19 protein-coding genes are annotated in these 23,054 nt (G+C 66.4%); 10 read left to right on the forward strand and 9 right to left on the reverse strand.

The window, feature by feature from the left end; all coding sequences use genetic code 11:
* Positions 1 to 16: 16 nt before the first annotated feature.
* Positions 17 to 787, reverse strand: a complete 771-nt coding sequence (locus ENSA7_RS27630; protein WP_106092359.1) for a hypothetical protein — start codon at positions 785 to 787, stop codon at positions 17 to 19.
* Between the two features lie 221 nt (positions 788 to 1,008).
* On the opposite strand from ENSA7_RS27630, the gene ENSA7_RS27635 reads away from it, so the two are divergent.
* Both ENSA7_RS27635 and ENSA7_RS27640 read left to right on the forward strand, forming a co-directional pair.
* Entirely contained in the window at positions 1,009 to 2,694 is a 1,686-nt protein-coding gene (locus tag ENSA7_RS27635) for a metallophosphoesterase family protein (RefSeq protein WP_106092360.1), read from the forward strand.
* Between the two features lie 99 nt (positions 2,695 to 2,793).
* The gene (locus ENSA7_RS27640) at positions 2,794 to 3,417 is read left to right on the forward strand and encodes a hypothetical protein (protein WP_146158204.1); all 624 of its coding nucleotides are present in this window, start codon (positions 2,794 to 2,796) and stop codon (positions 3,415 to 3,417) included.
* A 96-nt stretch (positions 3,418 to 3,513) separates the two neighbouring features.
* Here ENSA7_RS27640 and ENSA7_RS27645 read toward each other — a convergent pair whose 3' ends face one another.
* Positions 3,514 to 5,088 (reverse strand): Ig-like domain-containing protein, encoded by a 1,575-nt coding sequence (locus tag ENSA7_RS27645; RefSeq protein WP_181234179.1) that lies wholly within the window; start codon positions 5,086 to 5,088, stop codon positions 3,514 to 3,516.
* Between the two features lie 215 nt (positions 5,089 to 5,303).
* On the opposite strand from ENSA7_RS27645, the gene ENSA7_RS27655 reads away from it, so the two are divergent.
* The 3 genes from ENSA7_RS27655 to ENSA7_RS27665 are packed head-to-tail and all read left to right on the forward strand — an operon-like array spanning position 5,304 to position 8,315.
* The gene (locus ENSA7_RS27655; protein WP_106092364.1) at positions 5,304 to 5,897 is read left to right on the forward strand and encodes a DNA-3-methyladenine glycosylase; all 594 of its coding nucleotides are present in this window, start codon (positions 5,304 to 5,306) and stop codon (positions 5,895 to 5,897) included.
* A gap of 57 nt (positions 5,898 to 5,954) precedes the next feature.
* Positions 5,955 to 7,337: a ferritin-like domain-containing protein gene (locus ENSA7_RS27660; RefSeq protein WP_146158205.1), complete on the forward strand. Its 1,383-nt coding sequence runs from the start codon at positions 5,955 to 5,957 to the stop codon at positions 7,335 to 7,337.
* 36 nt (positions 7,338 to 7,373) lie between these two features.
* Positions 7,374 to 8,315 carry a hypothetical protein gene (locus ENSA7_RS27665; protein WP_106092366.1) on the forward strand — a complete coding sequence of 314 codons (942 nt, stop codon included), beginning with the start codon at positions 7,374 to 7,376 and terminating at the stop codon, positions 8,313 to 8,315.
* Positions 8,316 to 8,326: 11 nt separating this feature from the next.
* Here the strand turns inward: ENSA7_RS27665 and ENSA7_RS27670 are convergent, their stop codons facing one another.
* On the reverse strand, positions 8,327 to 8,773 hold the full coding sequence (locus ENSA7_RS27670) for a deoxycytidylate deaminase (protein WP_106092367.1): 447 nt from the start codon (positions 8,771 to 8,773) through the stop codon (positions 8,327 to 8,329).
* A gap of 120 nt (positions 8,774 to 8,893) precedes the next feature.
* Here ENSA7_RS27670 and ENSA7_RS27675 point away from each other — a divergent pair, with 120 nt between their 5' ends.
* Together ENSA7_RS27675 and ENSA7_RS27680 are read left to right on the forward strand one after the other, a co-directional pair.
* Positions 8,894 to 9,286 (forward strand): hypothetical protein, encoded by a 393-nt coding sequence (locus ENSA7_RS27675; protein WP_106092368.1) that lies wholly within the window; start codon positions 8,894 to 8,896, stop codon positions 9,284 to 9,286.
* Between the two features lie 153 nt (positions 9,287 to 9,439).
* Positions 9,440 to 10,687: an RNA polymerase sigma factor gene (locus ENSA7_RS27680; protein ID WP_106092369.1), complete on the forward strand. Its 1,248-nt coding sequence runs from the start codon at positions 9,440 to 9,442 to the stop codon at positions 10,685 to 10,687.
* 57 nt (positions 10,688 to 10,744) lie between these two features.
* On the opposite strand, the gene recA is transcribed toward ENSA7_RS27680, so the two are convergent.
* Both recA and ENSA7_RS27690 read right to left on the reverse strand, forming a co-directional pair.
* A complete protein-coding gene (gene recA, locus ENSA7_RS27685) occupies positions 10,745 to 11,962 on the reverse strand; it encodes a recombinase RecA (RefSeq protein ID WP_106092370.1) in 1,218 nt (405 codons plus the stop codon).
* 122 nt (positions 11,963 to 12,084) lie between these two features.
* Positions 12,085 to 13,431: a CinA family nicotinamide mononucleotide deamidase-related protein gene (locus ENSA7_RS27690; RefSeq protein ID WP_181234180.1), complete on the reverse strand. Its 1,347-nt coding sequence runs from the start codon at positions 13,429 to 13,431 to the stop codon at positions 12,085 to 12,087.
* Between the two features lie 359 nt (positions 13,432 to 13,790).
* Here ENSA7_RS27690 and ENSA7_RS27695 point away from each other — a divergent pair, with 359 nt between their 5' ends.
* A complete protein-coding gene (locus ENSA7_RS27695) occupies positions 13,791 to 14,552 on the forward strand; it encodes a Stp1/IreP family PP2C-type Ser/Thr phosphatase (RefSeq protein WP_106092372.1) in 762 nt (253 codons plus the stop codon).
* A 726-nt stretch (positions 14,553 to 15,278) separates the two neighbouring features.
* Here the strand turns inward: ENSA7_RS27695 and ENSA7_RS27705 are convergent.
* Complete coding sequence (locus ENSA7_RS27705; RefSeq protein ID WP_181234181.1) at positions 15,279 to 16,490, reverse strand: phosphatidylinositol-specific phospholipase C; 1,212 nt, start codon at positions 16,488 to 16,490, stop codon at positions 15,279 to 15,281.
* Positions 16,491 to 16,763: 273 nt separating this feature from the next.
* Between ENSA7_RS27705 and ENSA7_RS27710 the strand changes: the two genes are divergently transcribed.
* The gene (locus ENSA7_RS27710; protein WP_106092375.1) at positions 16,764 to 18,389 is read left to right on the forward strand and encodes an FAD-binding oxidoreductase; all 1,626 of its coding nucleotides are present in this window, start codon (positions 16,764 to 16,766) and stop codon (positions 18,387 to 18,389) included.
* Positions 18,390 to 18,648: 259 nt separating this feature from the next.
* Here the strand turns inward: ENSA7_RS27710 and ENSA7_RS46210 are convergent, their stop codons facing one another.
* From ENSA7_RS46210 to ENSA7_RS27725, 3 genes are all read right to left on the reverse strand, one after another.
* Complete coding sequence (locus ENSA7_RS46210; RefSeq protein ID WP_106092376.1) at positions 18,649 to 19,014, reverse strand: transposase; 366 nt, start codon at positions 19,012 to 19,014, stop codon at positions 18,649 to 18,651.
* Positions 18,990 to 19,823 carry an ISL3 family transposase gene (locus ENSA7_RS27720; protein ID WP_106092377.1) on the reverse strand — a complete coding sequence of 278 codons (834 nt, stop codon included), beginning with the start codon at positions 19,821 to 19,823 and terminating at the stop codon, positions 18,990 to 18,992. Before ENSA7_RS27720 ends, ENSA7_RS46210 begins: the two co-directional genes overlap by 25 nt.
* Positions 19,824 to 20,175: 352 nt before the next feature.
* On the reverse strand, positions 20,176 to 21,618 hold the full coding sequence (locus tag ENSA7_RS27725) for a DUF4215 domain-containing protein (protein ID WP_181234182.1): 1,443 nt from the start codon (positions 21,616 to 21,618) through the stop codon (positions 20,176 to 20,178).
* Between the two features lie 183 nt (positions 21,619 to 21,801).
* On the opposite strand from ENSA7_RS27725, the gene ENSA7_RS27730 reads away from it, so the two are divergent.
* Positions 21,802 to 22,722: an FHA domain-containing protein gene (locus tag ENSA7_RS27730; RefSeq protein WP_181234183.1), complete on the forward strand. Its 921-nt coding sequence runs from the start codon at positions 21,802 to 21,804 to the stop codon at positions 22,720 to 22,722.
* The last annotated feature ends 332 nt before the right edge of the window (positions 22,723 to 23,054 follow it).

The raw sequence follows: 23,054 nt of genomic DNA on the forward strand, positions 1-23,054 counted from the left end.
CGCTTGGGCATCACCACTACTCCACTTCGCGACGAATGTCGCGAAAGAACAGGCCGTACTGATGCCCGCCCGAGTGCACGCGCAGCCACGCGTCCAGGCTGGGCTGGGTGCGTGGATCCGCGACCCGCGACAGCGCCTCACGGATGCTGGTGTAGACCCCGGGCGGCGAGAGCGTGGCCTCGATCACCGGGATCAGCTCTGGAGCGTGCTGCACGATGCCCTGGCCGAGCTGAAACCAGCGCTCGTTGGAGAACTCGATCGCGCCTTCGGAGTGGTCGCCAGCCAGGCGCGCGAGCGCGCCGTAGTCCCCGATCTCAACGAGCTGGCGCATGTGCGGCTCGATCAGCGCGTAGACCTCGGGGCGAATCGCGATGATCTCGTGGGTCGACTCGCTCCACAGCCAGTCGTCGTCTTCCTCGACGACCACCAACCCAACCAGGTCCATCCCCTGTGGCAGCGCGTCGACGAGCTCGGCCAGGCCAAAGCTGATCGGCGTCCACGCGCGCTGCCGCTCGGGATCGCGCAGCATCTCGACGAACTCCGCGAGCTCATCGGGCGAAACCGCCATTCGTGTGCGGCGCTCGTTCAGATCGACGACCTGATACGCGATGTCCTCGCTCACCTCGAACAAGACCCGCCACTCGCCGCTGAGCAGCTCGATCTCGAGGTCGTGATCGGCGAGCAGGTAGCCAAGCTGCTCGAGGCTCGCGCTGGCCAACGCCTCGAGGATCTGGGCCTCGAGCTCACGGTACACCTCCGAGGGGAGCTGGAAGGCGTGGCAGCGCACGGTCCGGAGGCTACCGCAATCTGGATGGTGGCGTCGCGCCAGGTTTGGGGTCGTCCTGGGGTTGCGCCGCGCGCGTGGGGACCGGCTGGCCGCCTGTTCTCGCACAACGCGCTCTCGATGCGGCCCACGCTGCCGATCTGGCGGTTATGCTCCGGCCGGGCCCACCCGAGGCCGGGCGCCGTCACAGCCCTGCGCGCCGGTCCCCCCACAGGAACACGCCGATGATCAAGCTCTCCTTGGATCCCGCTATTGCCGAGCAGCAGATTGAGGCCGTCATCTTCTACCTCACCACCTGCGGCTACATCGACAGTGAATTCGACCTCAGCGAGAAGGCGTTCGTGCGCGCGTACCTGCGCAAGGTCGTGACCACCCGGATCGACGAGCGCCACGGCGCCGAGCTGTCCGCCGAGGCCCGGTTCGAGGCGATCGAGCGCGAGCACGAGCACTACGTCGAGGTGTTTCAGCAGATCGATCGGGAGGTCAAGGAGCTGTTCACCGAGGCCGTGGCCGACGGCGAGGACGTCGGCGAGTTCGTCAAGTCCAAGCTCAAGCTGCGCGCGTTCGAGATGTTCAAGGATCTCGACGCCGACAACCGCGAGGCCCTGCTCGGGGTCGTCGACGAGTTCATTGGCGCCGACGGGGTCGTGCACCCCGAAGAGGTCAAGTTTCGCAACGAGCTCGCGGCCCTGCTCGATCAGGATCCCATGGTCGGCGACGAGGACGTGGTCGGCGACGAGGTCGAGCTGCAGCAGCCAATCGAGCTGCAGCCGCGGACCGAGAACCATCCCTTCTTCACCAGCTTCGAGCACCACTACTCCGCCGACCCCGGCAAGATCCGCAAGCAGATCGACGCCGACGTCGCGGTCCTCGATCAGGCGCAGGCCTACTGGGACGGCCTGCGCGCCCAGGGTGCGGGCAAGCTCAGCGGCGCCGCCTCGGTCGACGACTTCGAGTTTGGCGCGCCCGGGTTCCTCGATGGCCACGTCCACGTGGTCCCGCCCAGCGACCGCGACTTCGAGCTGATCGTGCTCGGCGATCTGCACGGCTGCTACTCGTGCCTAAAGGGCGCCTTGATGCAGGCCGACTTCATGGAGAAGGTCAAGCGCTACCGCGCCGATCCGGCCAACAACCCCGAGATCAAGCTGGTGCTGCTCGGCGACTACATCGACCGCGGGCGGTTCTCGTACAACGGGATCCTGCGGACCGTGCTCAAGCTGCTGCTGACCGTGCCCGAGCACGTCTACGTGCTGCGCGGCAACCACGAGTACTACATCGAGTATCAAGGCCGGGTCTACGGCGGCGTGCGCCCGGCCGAGGCGATCAACTCGCTGGTCAACCATGTGCCCGACGAGGTGTTCGAGCGCTACCTCAAGTTCTTCGACTCGATGCCCAACATGTTGATCCACGATCGCATGTTGTTCGTCCACGCCGGGATCCCCCGCGACGCGCTGATCCGCGAGCGCTGGCAGGACATGTCCACGCTCAACGATCCCGACATTCGGTTCCAGATGCTGTGGAGCGACCCCAGCCGCGCCGACGTGATCCCCGAGGATCTGCAGGCGGCCAGCGCCCGGTTCCCGTTCGGCCGCAAGCAGTTCCGCTCGTTCATGAGCCGGCTCGGCTGCAACCTGATGCTGCGCGGCCACGAGAAGGTCAACGCCGGGTTCAAGTCGGTCTACCGCGACGACGATATTCGGTTGCTGACCGTGTTCTCGGCCGGCGGGATCGACAACGACGACATCCCGGCCGACTCCAACTACCGCGACGTGCGGCCGATGGCGCTGACGATTACCCGGACCAACGGCGAGGTGAAGGCGACCCCGTGGGCGATCGACTACGGCCGCTACCAGTCGCCCGAGCTCAACGCGTTCAGGGAGCGCGAGCCCGAGATCGAGTTCACCGAGTAGGGCAGGGGCTGTGGCTACGGGGCTCGCCCCCCGCCGGGCGTGGCGACCACCTTCGTGGCCGTGTTTTCCTCACAGAACGCGGTTCTGAGGGTGTTGTTCGTGAGCGTTCTCGCTGAGCTTCGCAGCTGGCGGGAGCCCGCGATCGCGACCGCGAAGCCGCTCACAAATTTTCCCGACGGTGTCGTCGATCAGATCGCGACAAGCCTGCGGACGCAACCTAACAACTCGATCTCTCGAGCACGAGGCTTCAACTTGGTCCCGGCCTTGCACAGCGGCGCGCCAACCAACCGCCGCCAACCTGGCGAGACCGACATCATGCTCAGCTCATCGAAAATTCTCCGCACCCTGGCTCCCTTGCTCGCGTGCCTCCTGATCTCTGGCTGCATGGACGAGTCCTTCGAGCAACTCGAAGTCGACGGTCTACAAGACGCCGAGATCCACGAACTGCTCGAAGACGAAGACCTCGACGATCAGGAGATCGACGCGCTCATCGAGCTGCTCGAGGCCAGCGAGCTCTCGCTGCAAGTGCCCAACCCGATCCCGTGTGACCCCGATCCGCTGCCGCTCGAGGTCGACGCGCCCGAGCGAGCGGGCGACGCTGGCGAGTATCCGCCCGCGCCGCTCGGCATCGACGCCGCCACGCTCGACCCCGAGCCGCCGGCGCCCGTGGATCTTGGCAACCCTGATCAGATCTTCGCCGACGCCGACCGCCGGCACTGGTGAGACATCGGGACCGGGATCCCCGCGACGTTAGTCAGTGGCTTGGTCGCCGGGCTGCGCTCGGAAGTTGATCGGTGGCTGAATAGCCCGATCAGAAGGTCAGGGGGCGAAGCGCACGATGTGCCAGTCCTGGTTGCTGACGTTCTGCGACAGGTTGCCGACCACGAAGGTGTTGCCCGCGAGGTCGAGGCAAACCGCCGCGGCTCGGTCGCGATTGTTGGAGGATCCGTGCACAGGCCCGTGCTCCCAGGCCAGGGTCCCCGCCGGTTGCTCAGCCCGGACGTAGAACCCGGCTTGCGTCTGCGAGTCGGTGTCGCCCGACTCACCGGCCAAGACGATCTTACCGGTTGGCGTCTGGGCGACACCGTTCCACAGGTCGCGCCCGTTCGCGCGATCGAACAGAGTTGACGCGCCGAGGTCACCGTTCTCGTTGAACTCGCGCAGGATCCCGTCCATCGGCCCGGCGGGATCGGGCACGGTCGCCCACCCAGCCGCGAGCACCGTGCCGCTCTCGGTCATCCACCCGCTGGTGTACTGACCGGCGTCGGTGGTCAGGCTCCACACTTCTTCGCATGTGTTGGTGTAGCGGGCGACCCACGGCTGGCCGTTTTGGCGGCCCAAGCTGATGACGTCGCCGCCGGTGAGCACGAACATGGCGTCGATGTTGGTCACACCAGGTGGCGAGGCCGCGCACAGCTCGTCGCCGTCTTGCATGTCCAAGATGATCAGCTCGGCGGGCAGCATGTAGCGATCGACGCTGACATAGATGACATCCCCGGTGGTCGCCATGGCCCCGATCAGCGGGGCAAACATGTCTTGCGACTCCCTGAGCGGGCCCGTGTCCCACACGAGGTTGTCGGCCGCGTTGTGCCGGGTGACGCTGACAAACCGCCCGGGCGCCGACTGTTGCAGGCCCGCGACGACCCCCTGGTTGGCAGGTCCGGGCTCGATCCGAAACACGCGCCATTGCTCGATGTTCGGGACTCCGATCAGCCGGACATCTTGCTGATTCCCCGTCACGGCGTTGACGTAGCCAACGGCTCCTTGACTTCCGATCGCACCGCCGACCACCAGGACCCCGTCGGCGGTCACCATGCAATCAAACAGGTCGTCGCTCAACGGGCTCTGCTCGATGGTGTGCTCCCAGATCACGGTTCCGGCGGCAGGGACGTCGACCTCGAGCTGGATCGGGCCCGCCTCGGCCGTGTTGGCGGTCGTGTCGGTTACGATCACCGTGTACTGATGGACGCCGTCAACGCCTTCACCGCTGAGGACTCGCTGAGCGACAAAGCGCGTGGCATCGAGAGGATCGACGGCGCCGAGCCCGACGCTGTCTCCGTCCTCGAAGAACTCGACCTGCGCGACGCCGAGATCATCGCTGGCGTGCGCGACGAGCTCGATGACCTTGGACTGCAGCACCTTGGGTGGCGAGCCGGAGCCGTCGATCTCGAAGCTCTCGATCGATGGCGGGTCGTCGCCGCCCTCGGCGGGATCGCCGTCGCCGTCGCCCTGGGTGGGATCACCGTCGCCGTCGCCCTGGGTCGGATCACCGTCGCCGTCGCCATCCCCGGTCGTCTGCGTCGAGGTGCCCGTGTCCATGAAGTCGCTGTTTGGATCCGCGAAGCATCCAGCAAGCGAGAACACGGTGATTAAGCCGATCAGTCGGGTGTCCATTCGGGTTCGTCTCAATTCGCTCTGTGGATGTCAATTGAGGGCATCGGACCCCGCCCTCCCGCTGGGCTCACGGGGCTCGCCCCCATGCGACAGGAGGGCACCTTCGGGGCGGGTCTTCCTCACAGAGCTCAGTTCTGAGGGTAATTGAGACGTGGGGACGGGATCCCGGCGCTGTCGGTCAGTGGAAGCTGATCAGTGGTAGCTGATCCCGTCCCATGCCCCCGCTCCCGCAGTCCTTCTTTGCCCGTCCCGTCGACGAGCTCGCGCGTGGGTTGCTCGGCTGCCGGATCAAGCGCGGCCGGGTGATCCTCGCGATCACGGAGGTCGAGGCCTACGCCGGCCCCGAGGACACCGCCAGCCACGCCCGATTCGGCGAGACCGAGCGCAACGCCGCGATGTGGGGTCCCGCTGGACGGGCCTACGTGTATCTTTGTTACGGCATTCACAACATGCTCAACATCTCGGCGGGGCAGCCTGGTCGCGCGTCGGCGGTGTTGATCCGCGCGTGTGAGCCGGTCGCCGGTCTCGATGAGATCCGTCGCCGTCGCGCGGGCAAGTCGGGCGCCGCCTTGCTCGCGGGACCGGGCAAGGTCGGCGCGGCGCTCGAGCTCGACACCAGCTGGTCGGGTCATCCGCTGTATCGCGCGGGCGGCTTGAGCGTGTTGCCGGGCGAGCCACCCGCGGCCGTGCTCATGGGCCCACGGGTTGGCATCGACTTCGCCGCGCGGGCCGACCTCGAGCGACCGTGGCGGTTCGCGGTCGCCAATAGTCCGTGGGTCAGCCACCCGCAGGGCCTGCGTCCGGGGTGAGATCGGGCTTTGGCGCGAGCACCCGCCGCCCGGCGGCCCAATACGATAACCTGGCTCATGGCCAGGCGATCGCCCGTAGACCAGCTGCGTCGGTATCTCATCACGAGCCTTGGCTTGGTCTCGCCGTTGCTGCTGCCGGCCTGCGGCGGGGCGGTGATCAGCGACGGCGACGACGGTGGCGTGACCACCGATCCTAGCGGCGGCGGCTCGAGCCTCGACGATGGCACCTCGAGCGATCCCGGCATGGCGACCAGTTCCACACCGGGCACGACCGGAACCGAAGGCGCCGAAACCGACGATCCCGATCCGCCTCCGCCCCCGCCCCCGCCGGTCAAGTTCGACCTTCCGCCCGAGCCGGATCTACCGCCGCTCGGCGCGTGCACGGTCACCTACACCGAGACCTCGACCCTCGACGAATATCCAGAGTGCCCGATCGAGCTCGAAGATGGGATTTGTTGGAGCGGCCTCTACTGGGGCTGCGTCGAGCCCCAGCCAGGGCAGAGCTGCGCGGAGATCTGTCCAGACGGCGACTGCATCGCCGAGTGGTGGGACTGCGAGGGCGACATGATCTACGAGGCGCCGGTCGACTACTGCGGGCCCTACGAGATCGACGGCATGTGCTGCACGCTGGCCGAGGGCGAGGAAGAGTGCGGCACCGATGGCCGGCCGTTCGTGGTTGGCGGTGTCTCGCGGCAGGCGGCGCTTCGCGTGCTCGCTCGGCCGACCGCGACGGCCGGCGCGGGGCTGCCCGAGCGGGTGCGTGAGCAGCTCGCCGCGCGCTGGGCCGCTAGCGCTCGGGCGGAGCACGCGTCGATCGCCAGCTTCGCGCAGTTCGCCGCGCGGCTGCAGGCGCTGGGATGCCCCGCGTCGCTGGTCGCGGACGCGCTGGCGGCCGCGGCCGACGAGGTCCGCCACGCCCAGTTCGCGCTCGCGCTCGCCGGTCAGCACGGCGCGCAGACGCTCGAGTTTGGTCCGCTCGATACCCGCGGCGCGGCGCGGCCTGACCCGAGCTTGACCGACACGCTGCTCGCCTGTGTGCGCGAGGGTTGCATCGGCGAGACCCTGGCGGCGCTCGAGCTGGGCACCGTCGCCCAGCACTGTGACGATCCCGAGCTCGCCGCCGCGCTGCAGGCGATCGCCGACGACGAAGCTCGGCACGCCGCGCTGGCTTGGCGGTTCGTGCAGTGGGGCCTGCGACGTGAGCCCGGGTTTGCGGCGAGCTTGATGGCGCTGCTCGACTCGGTGGAGCTCAGGCTCGAGGCGAGCGGCCGTATCGAGGTGCTCGACGCGAGCGAGCGCGCGCTGCTGCGTGCGACCGGCTGCCTGCCCGCCGACGAGCGTCGTCGTGTGAAGCGCGAGGGTCTGCGCGACCTGGTGCTGCCCTGCGCTCGCGCGCTGCTGGCTGCTCACGCGGATTCGCAGCCGAGCGCGTCAGCTTGATCGGTACGCACCGGATTTGCGACTACAGTGCGGACCATGCGGACCATGCGGACCGAGGGCCTCTCACGCGTCTTCCTCTCGATCGCGAGCTTGGGCCTGCTCGGCGCGACCAGCTGCGGTTCACCGGACCCGGCCGCGAGCGAGGCCACGACAAGCACCGACGGCGAGAGCACGCAGACCACCGAGACCACCGGAGACGGAGACGGAGACGGCGACGCAGACACCTGCCGTCGCAACGTCGTGATCATGGGCTACTGGCCGCCGACCAACGAGATGCTCCGCCCGTGGAGTCGCAACCCCGAGCAAAACCCGGACGGCTGGACCGGCGAGAACTGGCAGGGCCACGGCTACGACGTCTACGCGTTCTTCCCCGAGTTCCCGCCCGATGGCGACCCCACCAACGATCAGCTCGGTGACCCCGGCGCGGTGGGCTCGCCAGAGTCGGATCTACAGGTCGACTATCAGGACACCTCGGCCGACTTCTGGCGCATCGTCGACGAGTACGAGCCCGTCATCCTGATCACGACCAGCCGCGGCGGTGATATCGGCTGGGAGATCGAGGCGGTCGAAGGTGGGCACGACGGTGGCACCATGGACCCGGCGGACGACTGGGCCTCCGACCGGTTCGGCGAGGTGACCCAACCGACCCAGGCCAGCGTGGAGCCGCGCAGCTGGGCGGGGATCTCGACCTACCGCCAGGGCCAGCAGCTGCCCTCGCAGCTGCCCATCGAGGCGATCCGCGACGCCGCGCTCGGGCTCGGCTCGACCTCGGTGCAGATCGATCAAGGCACCAGCGGCAACTTCTTGTCGGGCTTCCTGGGGCTTCACGGGCTGCTCTACAACGCCGAGGCCGCGCACAACGTCGCGGCTGGACACATCCACGTGGGGTTCAGCGTACCAACTCCAACCGCGCGGGCGCTGATCGAGGCGAGCTTGCAGGTCGTGCTCGAGGCTCACCCGCTAGATTGTGGTTCGTAGGCCAACGAGGGTCAGCGAGTGTCGACTTCGCGGACCATCACGCCGGCCTCGCCGAACATGGCCTTGCTGATCTGAAAGTCGTCGACCCAGCGCTCGGGGATCTCGATCGGACCTGGAAACACGACCTCGGTGACGCCGGCCTGGATCAGCGATCGCGCGCAGCGGGTGCACGGCGGCCAGGTCACGAACGCGGTGCAGCCCTTGAGCGCGATGCCGATCCGGGCGGCGTGCATGATCGCGTTCTCTTCGGCGTGACAGATCAGCGGGTACTTGAGCTCGCGCGTGCCGAGCCGCTCGATGCTGTCTTCAATCCCGCGCGGCAGCCCGTTGAAGCCGGTGCTGCGGATCTCTCGATCGGGGCCCACGACCACGCAGCCGACCTGCGTCGATGGATCCTTGCTCCACTGCGAGATGTGGTGGGCAAGCGCCAAGAACCGTCGGTCCCACTTGAGGCTCATCGCCGCCAGTGTCGCCGATCAGGTTTTTGCTGACCAGGCGTAGGGATCAACCGGGGCCCGACACAGTTGCAGGTGAGCGGCGCGACTCGACGCACCGCCGAACCCAAAGGAGCCCCAGCGATGAGTAACTTCTCCGTGTTCTACCAAAACGGCGGCCTGTTCATGCACCTCATCAGCCTCGCGGCCGTGGTCGCGCTGACGTCGGTGCTGCTTCACGGGCGGGCCCGACGCATGGGCAGCGACGATCCCAAGCTGCTGAGTCTCGCCGATCGGGTCGCGGGGCTGTGCGTCGCCCTGGGTGTGCTCGGCTGTGTGTTCGGGCTGATCGAGATGGGCGCGGCCCTGAGCACGGTCGAGCCCGAGCTGTTTGATCAGGCGTTCGCTCGCGGCGGAGCGATCGTGCCGATCACGCTCGCCTGGGCGTTGATGTGCGCGATCCCGATCTGGACCGCGACCGCGGTGCATCGGGCACGCGGGTCCGCCAAGATCGGCCAGGCCACCGCCACCATCTGAGCGCCACCGAGTCTCAGCCGCGAGCGGGCCAGGCAGCTGGCCCGCTCGCTCAGATCTACCGAATTTAGGGTCCAACGGCCAGCTGAGCGGCTCGAGCAGCTTTTTTTCGATCTCGATGTAGGGTTTCGGGGTCCGTCGACACTGGCGTTCGTGATGACCGAGTTCCTGTCTCGCATCCTGACCGAGCCGCTCGCGTTCACGTCGCCGCTGACGGAGCCGCTCCCGCTGACGTCCATGCTGCTCGGCAACACGGTGTTCGTGGTGATCGGCGGGCTGACCTTGCTGGCGCTGCTGGGCCTGCCGCTGCTGCGCGGGCTCGGGATGTTGATCGGGACCACGCGCTGGCTGGTTGGCCGCGCGCCGATGCTGTGGGCGCGCCGGATGTCGGTCGCGGATCCCGAGCGCCCGCTGACGCTGACCGGGCTGTCGCCGCAGCTGGCGAGCCTTGCCCGGCAGACCCGCACGCTGGCGCTCGAGCTGCGTCGGCGCAGCCAAGAAGCCCGCCACTGGCCAGACGACGCGGCCGAGCTCGAGGCCGTGCGCATGACGTGGTGGCGCTCGTTCACCAGCGACACGCTCGACTTCACCCCGCTCACCGACACCCGCCGCGAGGTGTTTGACTGGCTGCAGAGCGCCCAGAGCCTGGGCGAGCGCGACCGCGAGAGCCTCACCGCGCTGGGCATCGACGTCGAGGCGGTCCGCGAGGCGCTGACGGCCCAGGGTCACGTCGCCGAGCACGTTCGCACGCTGGCCGGGCTGTTGTGGACGATCGACGAGCGCTTGGCCGGGGCCACCAGCCGCGGGTATCGAGCCACCGGTCACCAAGCTGGCGCTGGAGCGGGCGTGGTCGTGCCCTTCACGCTCGCCGACGACCCCGCCGATGATGAGGACACTGACGACACTGAGGCCGCGCGTCGGCGTCGGTTCGCCGCGGTGGTCGACGAGCAGGGTGCCGGGCTCGCGCGCATGGCCGGCAGCTACGCGCGCAGCCAGGCCGAGCGCGAGGACCTCGAGCAGGACATCGCGCTCGCGCTGTGGCAGTCGTTGCCCAAGTTTCGTGGCGAGGCCTCGCTCAGCACCTTCGCCAACAAGGTGGCCCGCTACTGCTGCTATCGCTACGTGCGTCGGCGTGGCCGGCTGCCGACTGACGCGGACGCGCTCGTGAACCTGCGAGATCCGGACAGCGGCGTCGAGGCGCGGCTGCTCGAGGCCGACGCCCGCGCGCAGGTCGAGCAGGCCCTCGCCGAGCTGCCCGACTCGCTCGAGTCGACGCTGAGCCTGCATCTGTCGGGGCTGTCGTACGCGGAGATCGCCCAGCGTCTGGGTATCTCCGAGCGCAACGTCTCGGTCCGGCTGACCCGCGCCCGCCACCGCCTGCGCGCCCAGCTGACGGCGGCCTGATAGCTGACGGCCGCCTGACAGGCAGTGAACTGGCCCGACCGGCTCGGGCCCGGTGCCCTACGACTTGGAGCGGGACGACTTCTTGGACTTCGCGGCCGTGGTCTTGGACTTGCCAGACCGAGCCATGACCACCGGGGGGCGGCCGTCGTCCTCGACGTCGCCGCCATCTGGGGTGCTCGGCTTGCCGCCCTCGATCACCGCCGTGGGCCCGCCGCCGCGCGAGAGGCCGTGCTTGGTCAGGACCTCGGCCTCGATGCGGGCGAACATGTCGGGGTTGTCGTGCAGGAACTGCTTGGCGTTCTCACGACCTTGGCCGATGCGATCGCCCTTGTAGCTGAGCCACGCCCCGGCCTTGTCGATCACGCGATCTTCGACGCCGAGATCGATGAGCATGCCCTCGCGGCTGATGCCGACCTGGTTGCCCTGCTGGAGGTTGGTGGGATCCGGGAAGTTGATGTCGAACTCGACCTCGCGAAACGGCGCGGCCATCTTGTTCTTCACGACCTTGACCCGCGTGCGGTTGCCCGTGACCTTGTCGCCCTGCTTGATCTTGCCGATCCGGCGGATGTCCATGCGGACCGAGGCGTAGAACTTGAGCGCGTTGCCGCCCGAGGTGGTCTCTGGGCTGCCGAACATCACGCCGATCTTGGACCGGAGCTGGTTGATGAACACGACCAGGGTGCGCCCGCGCGAGACCGAGCCGGTCAGCTTGCGCAGCGCCTGGCTCATGAGCCGGGCCTGCAGGCCGACGTGGCTGTCGCCCATGTCGCCCTCGAGCTCGGCCTTGGGCGTGAGCGCGGCGACCGAGTCGATGACGATCACGTCGATCGCCCCGGACCGGACCAACATGTCGCAGATCTCGAGGGCCTGCTCGCCGTAGTCGGGCTGGGAGATCAACAGGTCTTCGGTCTTGACGCCGATCCGGCGGGCGTAGCCGACGTCGAGGGCATGCTCGGCGTCGATGAACGCACACACGCCGCCTTGACGCTGGGCCTCCGCGAGCACGTGGAGCGTGAGCGTGGTCTTGCCCGACGACTCTGGCCCGTAGATCTCGACCACGCGGCCGCGTGGGAGCCCGCCGATGCCGAGCGCGATGTCGAGGCCCAGGCAGCCCGTGGGGACGACCGGCACGTCGCCGCCAGGGAGCTTGCCCTCGGCGTCGAGCCGCATGATCGAGCCCTTGCCGAACTGCTTCTCGATCGTGGCGAGCGCGAGGTCGATCGCGGCGGAGCGCTTCTCAGTGGTGGTGTTGGCGATGGTGACGGGTTTGGACATGATGCTGCCGATGTTTCTGGGGCGAGGGGTGAGCGGCGAGGCAGACCCTAGCCCGGGATTGGGGGTGGGACGTTGTCCAGGCTAGACAAGGTGGGGGCCCCCAGCTGATCGCCGGGGTGTTTTCAGCTCGGGCCAGGCTTCTGGCCCGCTTGCAGGCGCCATTCGTAGACGGGTTCATCGTGGGCAGCGAACTGATCGAAGACCAGCTTGAGCGCCCACTGCGTCGTCGCCTCGCGGATCGTGTCGCGCTTGCCGAACAGGCGCAGACGTTTGTAAGTGGTGCCGATGGCCGTGGCCACCGCGACGTCGACGGTGCCGACGGGCTTGTCGGGCGAGCCGCCGCCGGGCCCCGCGACACCGGTTGTCGAGACGCCGATGTCGCTGCCGAGCCGCGCGCGCGCGCCCTCGGCCATGGCCCGCGCGACCGGCTCGGACACGGCGCCGTGGAGCTCGAGGATGTCGGCCGGGACGCCGAGCTGGGCGATCTTCACCGCGTTCGAGTAGGAGATCACGCCGCCGACGAAGGTGGCCGAGCTGCCGGGGATCGCCGTGATCGCCTGGCCGACGCCGCCGCCCGTGCACGACTCCGCGGTGGCGATCGTGAGCCCGCGCTCGATCAGCCGCTGCACGACCAGCTCGGCGAGCTCGGTCTCGCTGCCGCACGAGTACAGGGCCGGACCGATCGCCTCGCGCAGCGGGCCGTCGAGCTGCTCGAGCTCGGCCTCGGTCGCGGCGCTGCCGTCGTCGCCAGGCGTGGCCTCGAGGATCAGCTGGACCTCCGGGTAGTGGGCCCGGTAGTGCACGAACATGTTGGCCAGCCCCGGCGAGCGCTCGCGGGCCGCTGCGAGCACGGCCCGGACGTTCTCTTGCACGGATGACTCGCCGCTGCCCAGCGCCCGGTACACCCGCCGCGGGATCGGCTGCAGCTCGAAGCGCTCGCGCAGCCGCGGCTCGACCTGCTCGCGCATCATTTGATGGAGCTCGCGCGGGACCCCGGGCATCGAGAACAACCAGCAGCCGCGGGGACCCCCGGGCGGGTACGCCAGCTCGACCGCAAACCCGGCCGCGGTGCCGATCGGGTTGTCGAGCACGGTCGCGCCCTCGGGCAGATCTGCCTGCTTGAGGTTGGCCTCGACCAGCGCCCGACCGCGGGCGGCGAAGAAGGCCTCGAGCCGATCGGCGAGCTCTCGGTTCCGCGCGAGGCCAACCCCGGCGGCGGCCGCGACCGACGCGGCGGTGAGATCGTCCGTCGTGGGACCCAGGCCGCCAGAGATCAGACAGATCTGCGAACCATCGGCGGCCGCCGAGTGGAGGGCCGCGACGATCTCGGCCTGCCGATCGCGCACCGTGGTCGCCCGGACCACCTCGACGCCCAGGGCCCGGCAGCGGCGGCCCAGCCAGGCCTTGTTTCGGTCTACGACGTCGCCAGACAGCAACTCGTCACCGATCGTCAGCAGATGTGCACGCACCCTGGACACTGTCGCCACGCTCCCCGACCACTGAGCAAATGTCAAGATGTTCGGGAGCCGTGCTCCCGCCCGCGAGATTGGCTGTCTGCGTGGCCGAACGCAAGCTGCAGTGGCCGTCACAGGCCGGTCGCGCCGGCTTTCGAGCAAAATCGACGGGCCGGTCGAGAGGAGATCGCCCATCCTCGCCGCCGGCCAAGCTGGTGTGAAATCGCTCTCGCAGCCGCACCCGTACAGCCGCTACGCCTGCGCAGCGGGCAGCCACCTCGCACCTGCCCCGGACTCGCCGGGGTCAGGTTTCCTCCCGGGGTCACGACATCAGTTTTCTCAAAAAGCCCGCAGTCGACTAAGATGCCCGAACCGTGCGGATCCGCTACGCGGCCAAGACCGACGTTGGCATGAAGAGGACTCATAACGAGGACTACTTCGCCCTGATCGAGGATGAGCAGCTCTTCATCGTCGCCGATGGCATGGGCGGACACGCCTGTGGTGAGGTCGCCAGCAAGCTGGCCGCCGACGTCGTAGGAGAGTTCTATCAGCACTCACGCGACGCAGACGCGACGTGGCCGTATCGCTACGACCACAACCTGAGCTACGTCGAGAACCGGATGGTCGCGGGCTTTCGCCTGGCCAACCTGCGGATCTTCCAGAAGTCGCAGTCCGAGCCCAACCTGCGCGGCATGGGCACCACCGTCGTGGGCTGCCTGATCAACGGCGACCACGCCTACGTCTCGCACGTCGGCGACTCGCGCGTGTATCGGATCCGCAAGAGCGAGATCAAGCAGCTCACCCGCGACCACTCCTTGTTCGAGGACTACAAGGACGCGCGGCCCGACATGACGGAAGAGGAAGCCAAGAACTTCCCCCACAAGAACGTCATCACGCGCGCGCTCGGCATGCGTGAGAACGTGACCGTCGACATCGGCAAGTGGGAGATCGAAGACGGCGATCGCTACGTCCTGTGCTCCGACGGCCTGTCCGGCATGCTCAGCGACGCGGAGATCGGCAACATCGTCGACAACGCCGCGGACCTCGAGGCCAGCGTGGGCGAGCTGATCGATCAAGCCAACGCGGCGGGCGGCACCGACAACATCACGGCCATGGTCGTCGAGTGCCGGTACTGATCTAGACCCCCGCGGCCGCTTTCACGCTTTGCCGGCCTCGCCAAGCTCGGCGAGACCGTCGACGCTGCGCCAACGCTCGCGCAGGTCGATCAGGTCTGGCCGGGAGTCAGCGCCGCCTGCGGCATCTCGGTCCCCAAGCCGCTGCAAGCTATTTTTCATGGCCGAGCTGCGCTGGCCCGTGGGCGAAGGTCTCCACAAGCACATCGCCGACGTCCGCGGGGGGAGCCCCAACCTTGCGGCCGATCGTGCTCGCCGACGCCGACACGGCGATCGCTACCATCGTGAGCGTGCTGGCTTCCGGGGCTCGTGCCGGGCTCGCCCACTTCGGCTTCCTCGTCGAGCCGGAGGGCTGCGACCACCGCTACATCCCGATCGAGCCCCCGCGCGCCGCCGACAAGCGGGGTCCTGACCGTCGAACTGTGGGTCCGAGGCCTCGGCCAAGCCCGAAGCCCACGCGCGCGGCGACCTCGAGGCGGTCCTAGCTCTCGCCACCGCCGGCGGCGACCAGGCCATCCGTGTCGGGGGCTTCGTTGTTCATCCACGCCGAGCCGTCATCGACGAGCAGGCGCGCGGACATCAGCACGAGCGCGGCACCACGTGGACGCGAGTGTGGTCGCGCGAGCGTGTCTCCGCCTGGCTCGGCTCTTCATCGCTGCATCAATCCATCCGCGTCGTCGAGCACCACAGGATCCTGCAGCGCCGATTCGACAACGGCATTCGCGGCACCTAAGAGTTGCGCAAGATGATCTGCTTGACCAGGGTGCTCGGATTGTCGCAGAAGTCCAAAGCGATCACCCCAGCTCGCTCACTCGAATGATTGGCAAGCAAATGCGCGTGCAGGCGCGGGTTCACGTTGAACGCGAACGAACGCGGCGTGTCGGGTGGGTTCGACCCACTGAGAAAGGCGATGTACAGCGAGTCAGCCCTGCTGTCAGCCGTGGCGGCGGCCATGAGGTTCTCCACCTGCGCGAGCTTGTTGTCGCCAGCGGAGTCGACTCTGTAACGATCCGTGACGTGATACGTCACGCCGTCCGAGTTCGTGTGAGAAAATGTACTGTTGTCGCCCCATTTTCGCAGGTTGATCCCAAGCTCCGCCGAAGCCGGGAATCGGCGCAGTAGCACGATCTTGCCCCGCACGTCGTCGAGCCTGGGGATATGCGCGCCGAGGTACCATGAAGCTGAGCTTCGACGGCTCACGTAGTCCCTGAACGTGTCTTCAAATGAGCGCGTGACCTTCTCTGCGTCGTACTCGCTGTTGACGAGCATGAGGATGCACTCGGCAGGGTTCTCTCGCAGAAATCCTTGGCATTGGTCGAGCACGTCGTCAAAATTAATGCGCTGATAAATCGCGCCATGGTGGATCGTGAATCGGTCCTCGATGTGACGGGCTCGTATATCGAGTAACCGAATGCCGGCACCGAGTTGCCGACCGATGGAGAGGTTTTGACATTGACCATGTGTATTCCCGATGTTGCTCCAGTAAGAGCCCGAGTCATGGGTGCCAGGGATCGAGAGCTGGGATAGTAACTGGCTGCCAGAGACGCGCGCCATCCACTTACTTGGCGAGATCCGGTCCTCGATGCTGAAGGTATTGAGGGACTTGCCCGATGACTGAGACGCCGCGAAGTGATCCGCGTCCGGCCCAGTCAACCCGTATGAGCGATTGTGTTCCTCGTGGGCGTCATGCTGATCATTTCGAAGCGTGATCTGCTGGCCGTTTGCGAAGGTCATGTGCAAACTGTACCACGCGCTCCGAGCACCACCGCTCAGCTCTTGCCGTTCTTCCACCCAAGCTCCCGCGGGTATGGATACTCCGACAGAATTTCGGTCTGGACGGCTGCGGCCGTCCCAGTCATGGCTATCGACGCCATCCACGGAAATATTGATAATGTCGTGAGATGTGGCGTTGAGGATCTTGAGATAGGTCTTGTGAGACATGGTCTTGTCAGTGGCTTTATTGCGGTGGATGTGCATACTGTACGCGCGAGGCTGCCAGGGCGCAATTTCAGTCGGTTTCAACTTCTTTCAACCCACTACAGGAAGACCTCCATGACGCTGATAACCCATGAAATGTGTTGAAATCGCCACGAGTTCATCGAGGCGCTAGACTGTCATCGCGGGCCGGGGGCCTCGCCGACGAGGACCGAAGGCCCCGCCCGAACCGAGCCTCATGAGCACGGCAACCTCGCGTTGCAGTTAGCACTTTGTACCATGCCGAACAAGACTCCATCGTCTCTCCCTTCCCTGGCCTCGCTCGATGTGCAGTGTGATACGCAATGTCTCGAGTTCATCGTTCCTGATGAGGCAGCGTACGATCACTGGCGGCTCACCCCCAACGAGCGCTTCGACTACAGGCCCAACGTCATCGCCAAGTGCCAGAGCAGGTCCCACGTCAAGTGGTGCGTCGACCATTGCCGCGAGAATGGTTTGAAGTTCCGGGTACGCGCTGGCGGCCATCATCAGGAGGGTATGTCCTCGGCCGATGGGGTATGGATCATCGATCTGTCGTGCATGAAGACCGTCGAGTATCTCGATGATGGAAAGCACGCCTGGATCCCGCCCGGCATGCGGCTAAAGGACCTGAGTGAGGAACTCGAGAAGCGCGGCTTCCTCATCCCCGTGGGGATCTGCGACTCGGTGTTTCTTGGTGGCTTGGTCGCGGGCGGCGGCTGGGGGCTATCCAACCGACGCTACGGCTATACTTGCGACAGCGTCGTGGCCGCCGAGGTCGTATTGCCCAACGGGGACATCGTGATCGCAGAACCTGGCGCTGCCCACCACGATCTGCTGAGGGCCATCCTTGGCGGCGGCGGTGGCAACTTCGGGGTCGTCACCCGCTTCAAGTTCATTCTTCACCCCCTCGTGGACAGGCTCACCAAGATCGAGATGACCTGGGATCCCGGCCACACCCGGGAAGCCGCGCGGAAGTGGGCGAGGTTTCAAGCTCAGCTCGACGCGAACACTGCGCTGACCCTCGGTGGCAAGATCTCGGTCGGTGAGCGCCACACGGCCATACTCCAGATGTCGGGCGTGTACTACGGCGCGCTCGCAGACGCGAAGCGGGCCATCGCCGAGCTGCTCACAGATCCCAGGCCCCGCGAGATCGAGTGTGTCGAGGTCCAGCGCGCTCGCCAAGTGCAGGGGGGTGACAGCGCGCCGTCGAGCACCGCGGACACGCCGTGCACCAAAATGGTGAGCCGCGCGGCTCAGGTCCTGAACTCGCCGAACGGCCTCGATGACGGCTGCAACGGGCGCCATGCGTTCAAGGTATCGTCGGCGTTCCCCATATTCGATCCGCGAGCGCCTCAGCAGCTAGACGCGCTGATCGACGCGGTCGTTCGCTACATCGAAGGTTCGTCCCATGATCCCTGCCTGTTCAACTACGTCAGCCTGCTCGGCTGCGGCGGCGAGGCGCAGCGGGAGCGGTGCGTGAGCGCCGACGCGGGCGCACGACTGACCTGTGTCCCGCCGACCTTCAGGGAGCGGCCGTTCATGCTCAAGTTTCAGGCATGGTGGCATCCTAAACCTGGGCCCGACGGCGTCGACATCCTCGACACTCACCAGGTCGATTGGGTCCGACGCTTCAGGGCGACGCTCGCCGAACAGAAGCTGATAGACGGCGCGTTCATCAACTTCCAGGACGTGACCCTCATGCCCAACTCGGAGACGGCGGAAGGGCGGCTGGCGCTGCTACGCGTGTATCACGAGACCGAGTTGGAATTCCTCATGCAGGTCAAAGAGCGGTTCGACCCCCATAATTCGTTCAGCTTCGGCATGAGCCTGCCGCTCGCGTCAGGCGGGGCTAGCGGAACCCAAGTGCGTCCGGGTCTTCGCTGACCGGCCGCGTGATCCCCAGGCGATTGGGCGGCAGCGGCATGCCGGCATCGAGGGCGACCCAGTCAGCGGGGTCCTCGTCGTCATCGAACTTCCCGTCGGTGCAACAGAGCCCATGGCGTCACGCTCGGCTTGCGTGATGATGATGTCCGCTGGCGAGTTGATGCCGCCGCGCGCCTGATACTCGGCCAGCAGGCTGTCGGACAGCAGCTCGAAGTAGGAGATCAGCCGCCCATCGCCGTTGAGTGGCTCTCCTGTAGTTTTAGTGGGGCCGAAAAGGACCGACGTGCATGGGACAGGCAGATATCCCGCCACAGCACAGGAAGATCATCGCGATGAGAGCGGACGCAGAGTGGAAGCCGTAGGAGCGACGAGTGATCGTCCGAGTCTTCCCGTTGAGCCCTTCGACCCGGCCGTTGTTGAGCCGGTCGCGGACATACTCGAGAATGCCGGCGCGATGCTTGCGGATCGTCTTGCCCAGTTTCACGAATGGCGCGAGCCGAGAGCGGCTGGCCCAGACCTCCCATTCGTACAGCTTCCAGTCGGCGAGGTAGATCGAACTGCACTCGAAGATGGCGACGAGAGCCTTGTCCTGGAGGTCAGTCAGATTCCAAGCGTTCTTGAGCAGCGACCACCGGGTGTTTTGAGCGCCTTCTTGTCCTCAGGCTCGGCTTCGCGGACCTCGTCTCGTCGGACCGCATCTACGGCCTCGTTGGCAAGCTTTTGAACGTGAAAGCGATCGAAGATGATCGTCGCGTCGGGGGCGGCCTCGGTGACTGCCTTGATGTAGGCGGCGCTCATGTCGATCGTCACGGACTCGAGTTTGGCGAGCCTCTCAGGGCCCAGGGCCTCAAAGAACGGTTTGAGCGTGTCGGCGCTCTTGCCCTTGGCGGCCCAGACCACGACACCGCGCTCGTGGTCCACGACGACGGTGATGTACTCGTGGCGGCGACGGTAGCTGATCTCGTCGATGCCGATGAGCCGCAGGTTGTCGAGACGGTCGACACCACCGAGTTGCTCAGCGACGACGTGCTGAATGATCTTGCCGACGGTGACCCATCCGATGCGCATGACCTTGGTGACCGTGGTCTTGTCGTTCTGCTGGGCGAGGTAGGTCGTGTGCAGCTCGAACGGCCACGTGAATCGAGAGCCGCTCGCCGCCCAAGGCACGGCCTCGACCTTGACGCCGCACTTGGGGCACGAGACCCGCCGAATGGAGTACCGGATCCGGCAAACCATGCCGCCAAGGTCGAGGTGTCGCCACGACCGCTGACGAGCGTCGTAGGCGGGGCACTTGCGCTGGCAGTCGCCGCAGCGCGGAACCCTCCACGACGGTCGGACGTCGGCGATCACGCCTTGCTCGTCGAATTTGACGGCGGTGACGATCGTGTCTTGGAGAGCGATGATGGTCTGGAGTAGAAGAGTGGTGTCGCGCATGTCAGCAGGTGCGGGGTTGGGTGCTTAGAACACCCCCAGTGTCGCGCCTGCACGCCGTGCGCGCTTCTCGTTCGCTCAGAACACCAGCCATGGCCGTCTGCGTGCCCCTGTGGGCTCGCTCCGGCTCTCCAGGCACCCACAAGAACTGTAGGAGAGCCAAATTTCGGAGAGACCAGGATCCGGTTGGGCATTCCTCAATCCTGTGCTCTGAAGCTGCGCTTGTCGATTTCAGATCATTTCACTCCGCGTCGAGCTGCGCGTGCATGTGCAGGTAGATCGCTGGGCCTGCGGCGCGCTCCGGCGACGGGCTCGCGGCGCGCATGCTGGGGCGTGCGCGCCGCGGCCGGCAGCGTCAGGGCTGCAGCTCGATGCGAGCCTGGATGTCGATGAACTCCTGCTCGGTGCGGGCGACGCTCGAGATCCGAATTGCCTCGACGACCCCGAGCAGCTCCTCGAAATGGAGGTTGTCGGCGTCGTCGTTGAAGAACTCTGCGTGGCCGCTTGGAGTCGTGAAGCCTGTGGGGGTCGAGCCGAGCAGGACGCCGTCGACATAGACATCGAGGGTGGTGTCGTCCGTGGAGACCAGGGCGAGATACTGACGTTGGTTCACGGGGAACTGCTGCCCAATCGTCCCGTTGGGGTAGCTCGCGAAGCCCGAGCAGTAATACCAACCGTGGTCGCTCATGCTGTTGAAGGTATACAGGCGTTGAAAGCAGGTGGTCTGGGCGGGGGTCAGCACCAGCTCGATCGTGTAGGGTGCGACGAGGTCGGCCACGTGGGCGGTCCAGCTCAGCCCCTGTTGGGTCATCTGGGGTAAGGATAGACCCTGGCCCCAGGCGGTGTCTACATAGCTACCCCCGATCAGCATGGCGTGGCGCTCGTTCCCGCTGCTGTCGTTTGCGTCGCCGTTGAGCTCGAGGATCGCCAGGGTGTCCTCGTCTGCGCTGAACAGCTCATCACAGCCCCCACAGTCACCCCCACAGTCGATCCCCCACTCGGACCCGTTCATCATGGCATCGTCACAGGCAGCCAGTACGCACTCGAGCGTGCACGCGTCGGTGTTGTCCATGTTGGCATCGTCGCACTCCTCGTTGCCGGCCCAGACGTGGCCGTCGCCACAGCTAGCGACCGCGCAGCCATCGACGCAATCGTCGGTGTTGTCCAGGTTGGCGTCGTCGCAGGCCTCGTTGTCAGCCCAGAGGTGGCCGTCCCCACAGGTCGCGGCGACGCAGGTGCTCAGACAATCGTCGGTGTTGTCGTCATTGCCGTCATCACACTCCTCGCCCAGGGCGAGCATACCGTCGCCGCAGCTCGCCAGCGCGCAGGTGTTGCTGCACTCGTCATCGTCGACCGTGTTGCCGTCGTCGCAGCCTTCGCCGGGGCCCACGTAGCCATCCCCGCATTGCTGCGCGACGCAGCCCTCCACGCAGGTGTCGGTGTTGTCGGTGTTGGCATCGTCGCACTCTTCGACGCCATCCTCGACGACGCCGTCGCCGCAGAAGGCGAGGGTGCACGCGTTGGTGCACGCGTCGGTGTCGAGATTGTTGCCATCGTCGCATTGCTCGCCATTGTCGAGGACGCCGTCACCACATTCTCCTCCCGGGTCGCCGTCACCGTCGCCCGTATCCGGGTCGCCGTCACCGTCGCCCGTATCCGGGTCGCCGTCACCGTCGCCCGTATCCGGGTCGCCGTCACCGTCGCCGGTCTCGCTGCCCGTGTCTGCGCGAGTGTCCGAGGCCTCGATGTCGTCGGTGCAGGCTGCCGCACCGAGCAAGAGCGAAGTGATACTGAGCATGTGTAGTGTGTTTTTTGTCATGGTGTTGTGGGCTCCAACCGGGTGGAGACAACCTAGGGTCCGACCCGCCGAGGAGCCATTTCAGGCGATTTCAGCGAGTTTCACGCCGTTTCACCGCGCGTAGGCGCTCGCTGTCGACACGGCCGCTCCCACGGCTCGCTTCGCTGCGGTACACTCTGGGACTTGGCAGTCCTCGAAGACCTCGCCGCGGGAATAGAGCACGAGTTGGCGTCTGTGTACGTGATCGGCCGCTCGCACGGCTGCGATCTGTGCATCGCGCGGCCGAGCGTCTCGGGGTTGCATGCGGAGATCATCTGGGATGGAGAAGCCTGGTGGGTGCAGGATCTCGGCAGTCGCAACGGCACCTTCCACGATGGTCGGCGGTTGTCGGCCGGTGAGCGAGCGGCGGTTCCCGAGGGCACGACCGTGGCCTTCGGGACGCTCGAGCACAGCTACCAACTAAAGAGTGCAGCGCCGCCGCGGATGCTGGCGAAGGCCTCCGACGGCCTGGTGCTCGTTGCTGTGGACGACATCCTGTGTTTGCCGAGCCCGGAGGCTTGCGAGCTGTCGATCTTCTGCGAGGCGGACGGACGCTGGATGCTCGAGAGCGAGGCAGGCAAGCGTGCGCTCCAACATCGGGAGATCATCAGCGTTGGCGGCAAAGCCTGGGAGCTCCGGCTGCCGGCGCCGACCCAGCGGACCCGAGAGGTGGACCTGGGGGTTGTGCCGGATGTCGACAATATTGGGCTCGACTTCGCGATGAGCCGCGATGGGGAGCATGTCGAGGTCACGTTGCACACCTTTGCGGGCGCGGAGGCGCTGAAGTTTCGCTCACACTTGTTCTTGCTCGCCGCGCTGGCCCGGCAGCGGGTGGCCGATATGGCGCAGGAGCATCTGGGAGTCGCTGAGCACGGGTGGGCCTACCGGGACGATCTACTGCGCGAACTCGACATCGATGTGCAGCTCATGAACCTCTGGATCCATCGTGTGCGGCAGCAACTCGCGCAAGCGGGGGTGCAGGGGGCGGGGGCGGTCATCGAACGGCGGTCGGGGTCTCAGCAGCTGCGCATCGGGGTTGGGCGGCTGACGGTTCGTACGGGTTGAAGGCCGGGCTCGAAGTCGCCGAATTGGTTGTAATGAGCGGAGAGGACATCCGGTGCGGTTCGGGGGAACCGTAAACGTCGCGCTGCTCATTTTGGCGTGTGGATCGGCAGGCGAAGTAGGTCATGATGCCGACCGCGAACAACCGTGGGTTGAAAGGAGTTGCAATGGGTTGCAATGGGTTGAAATCGACCTGCCGAGCTGGGGTCCCTAGTGTCTACGACGACCAGAGGCTGGAGACTAGTTAGTTAGCATGGCACTCGCAACCGGCGGTACGGTGATAAACACCGTCATGACAACCATGAGGTTCGAGCGACCTTCTCCCCCACGATAGC

Origin of the sequence: Enhygromyxa salina (assembly GCF_002994635.1) — a bacterium.
Classification (GTDB): Bacteria; Myxococcota_A; Polyangia; order Nannocystales; family Nannocystaceae; genus Plesiocystis; species Plesiocystis salina_B.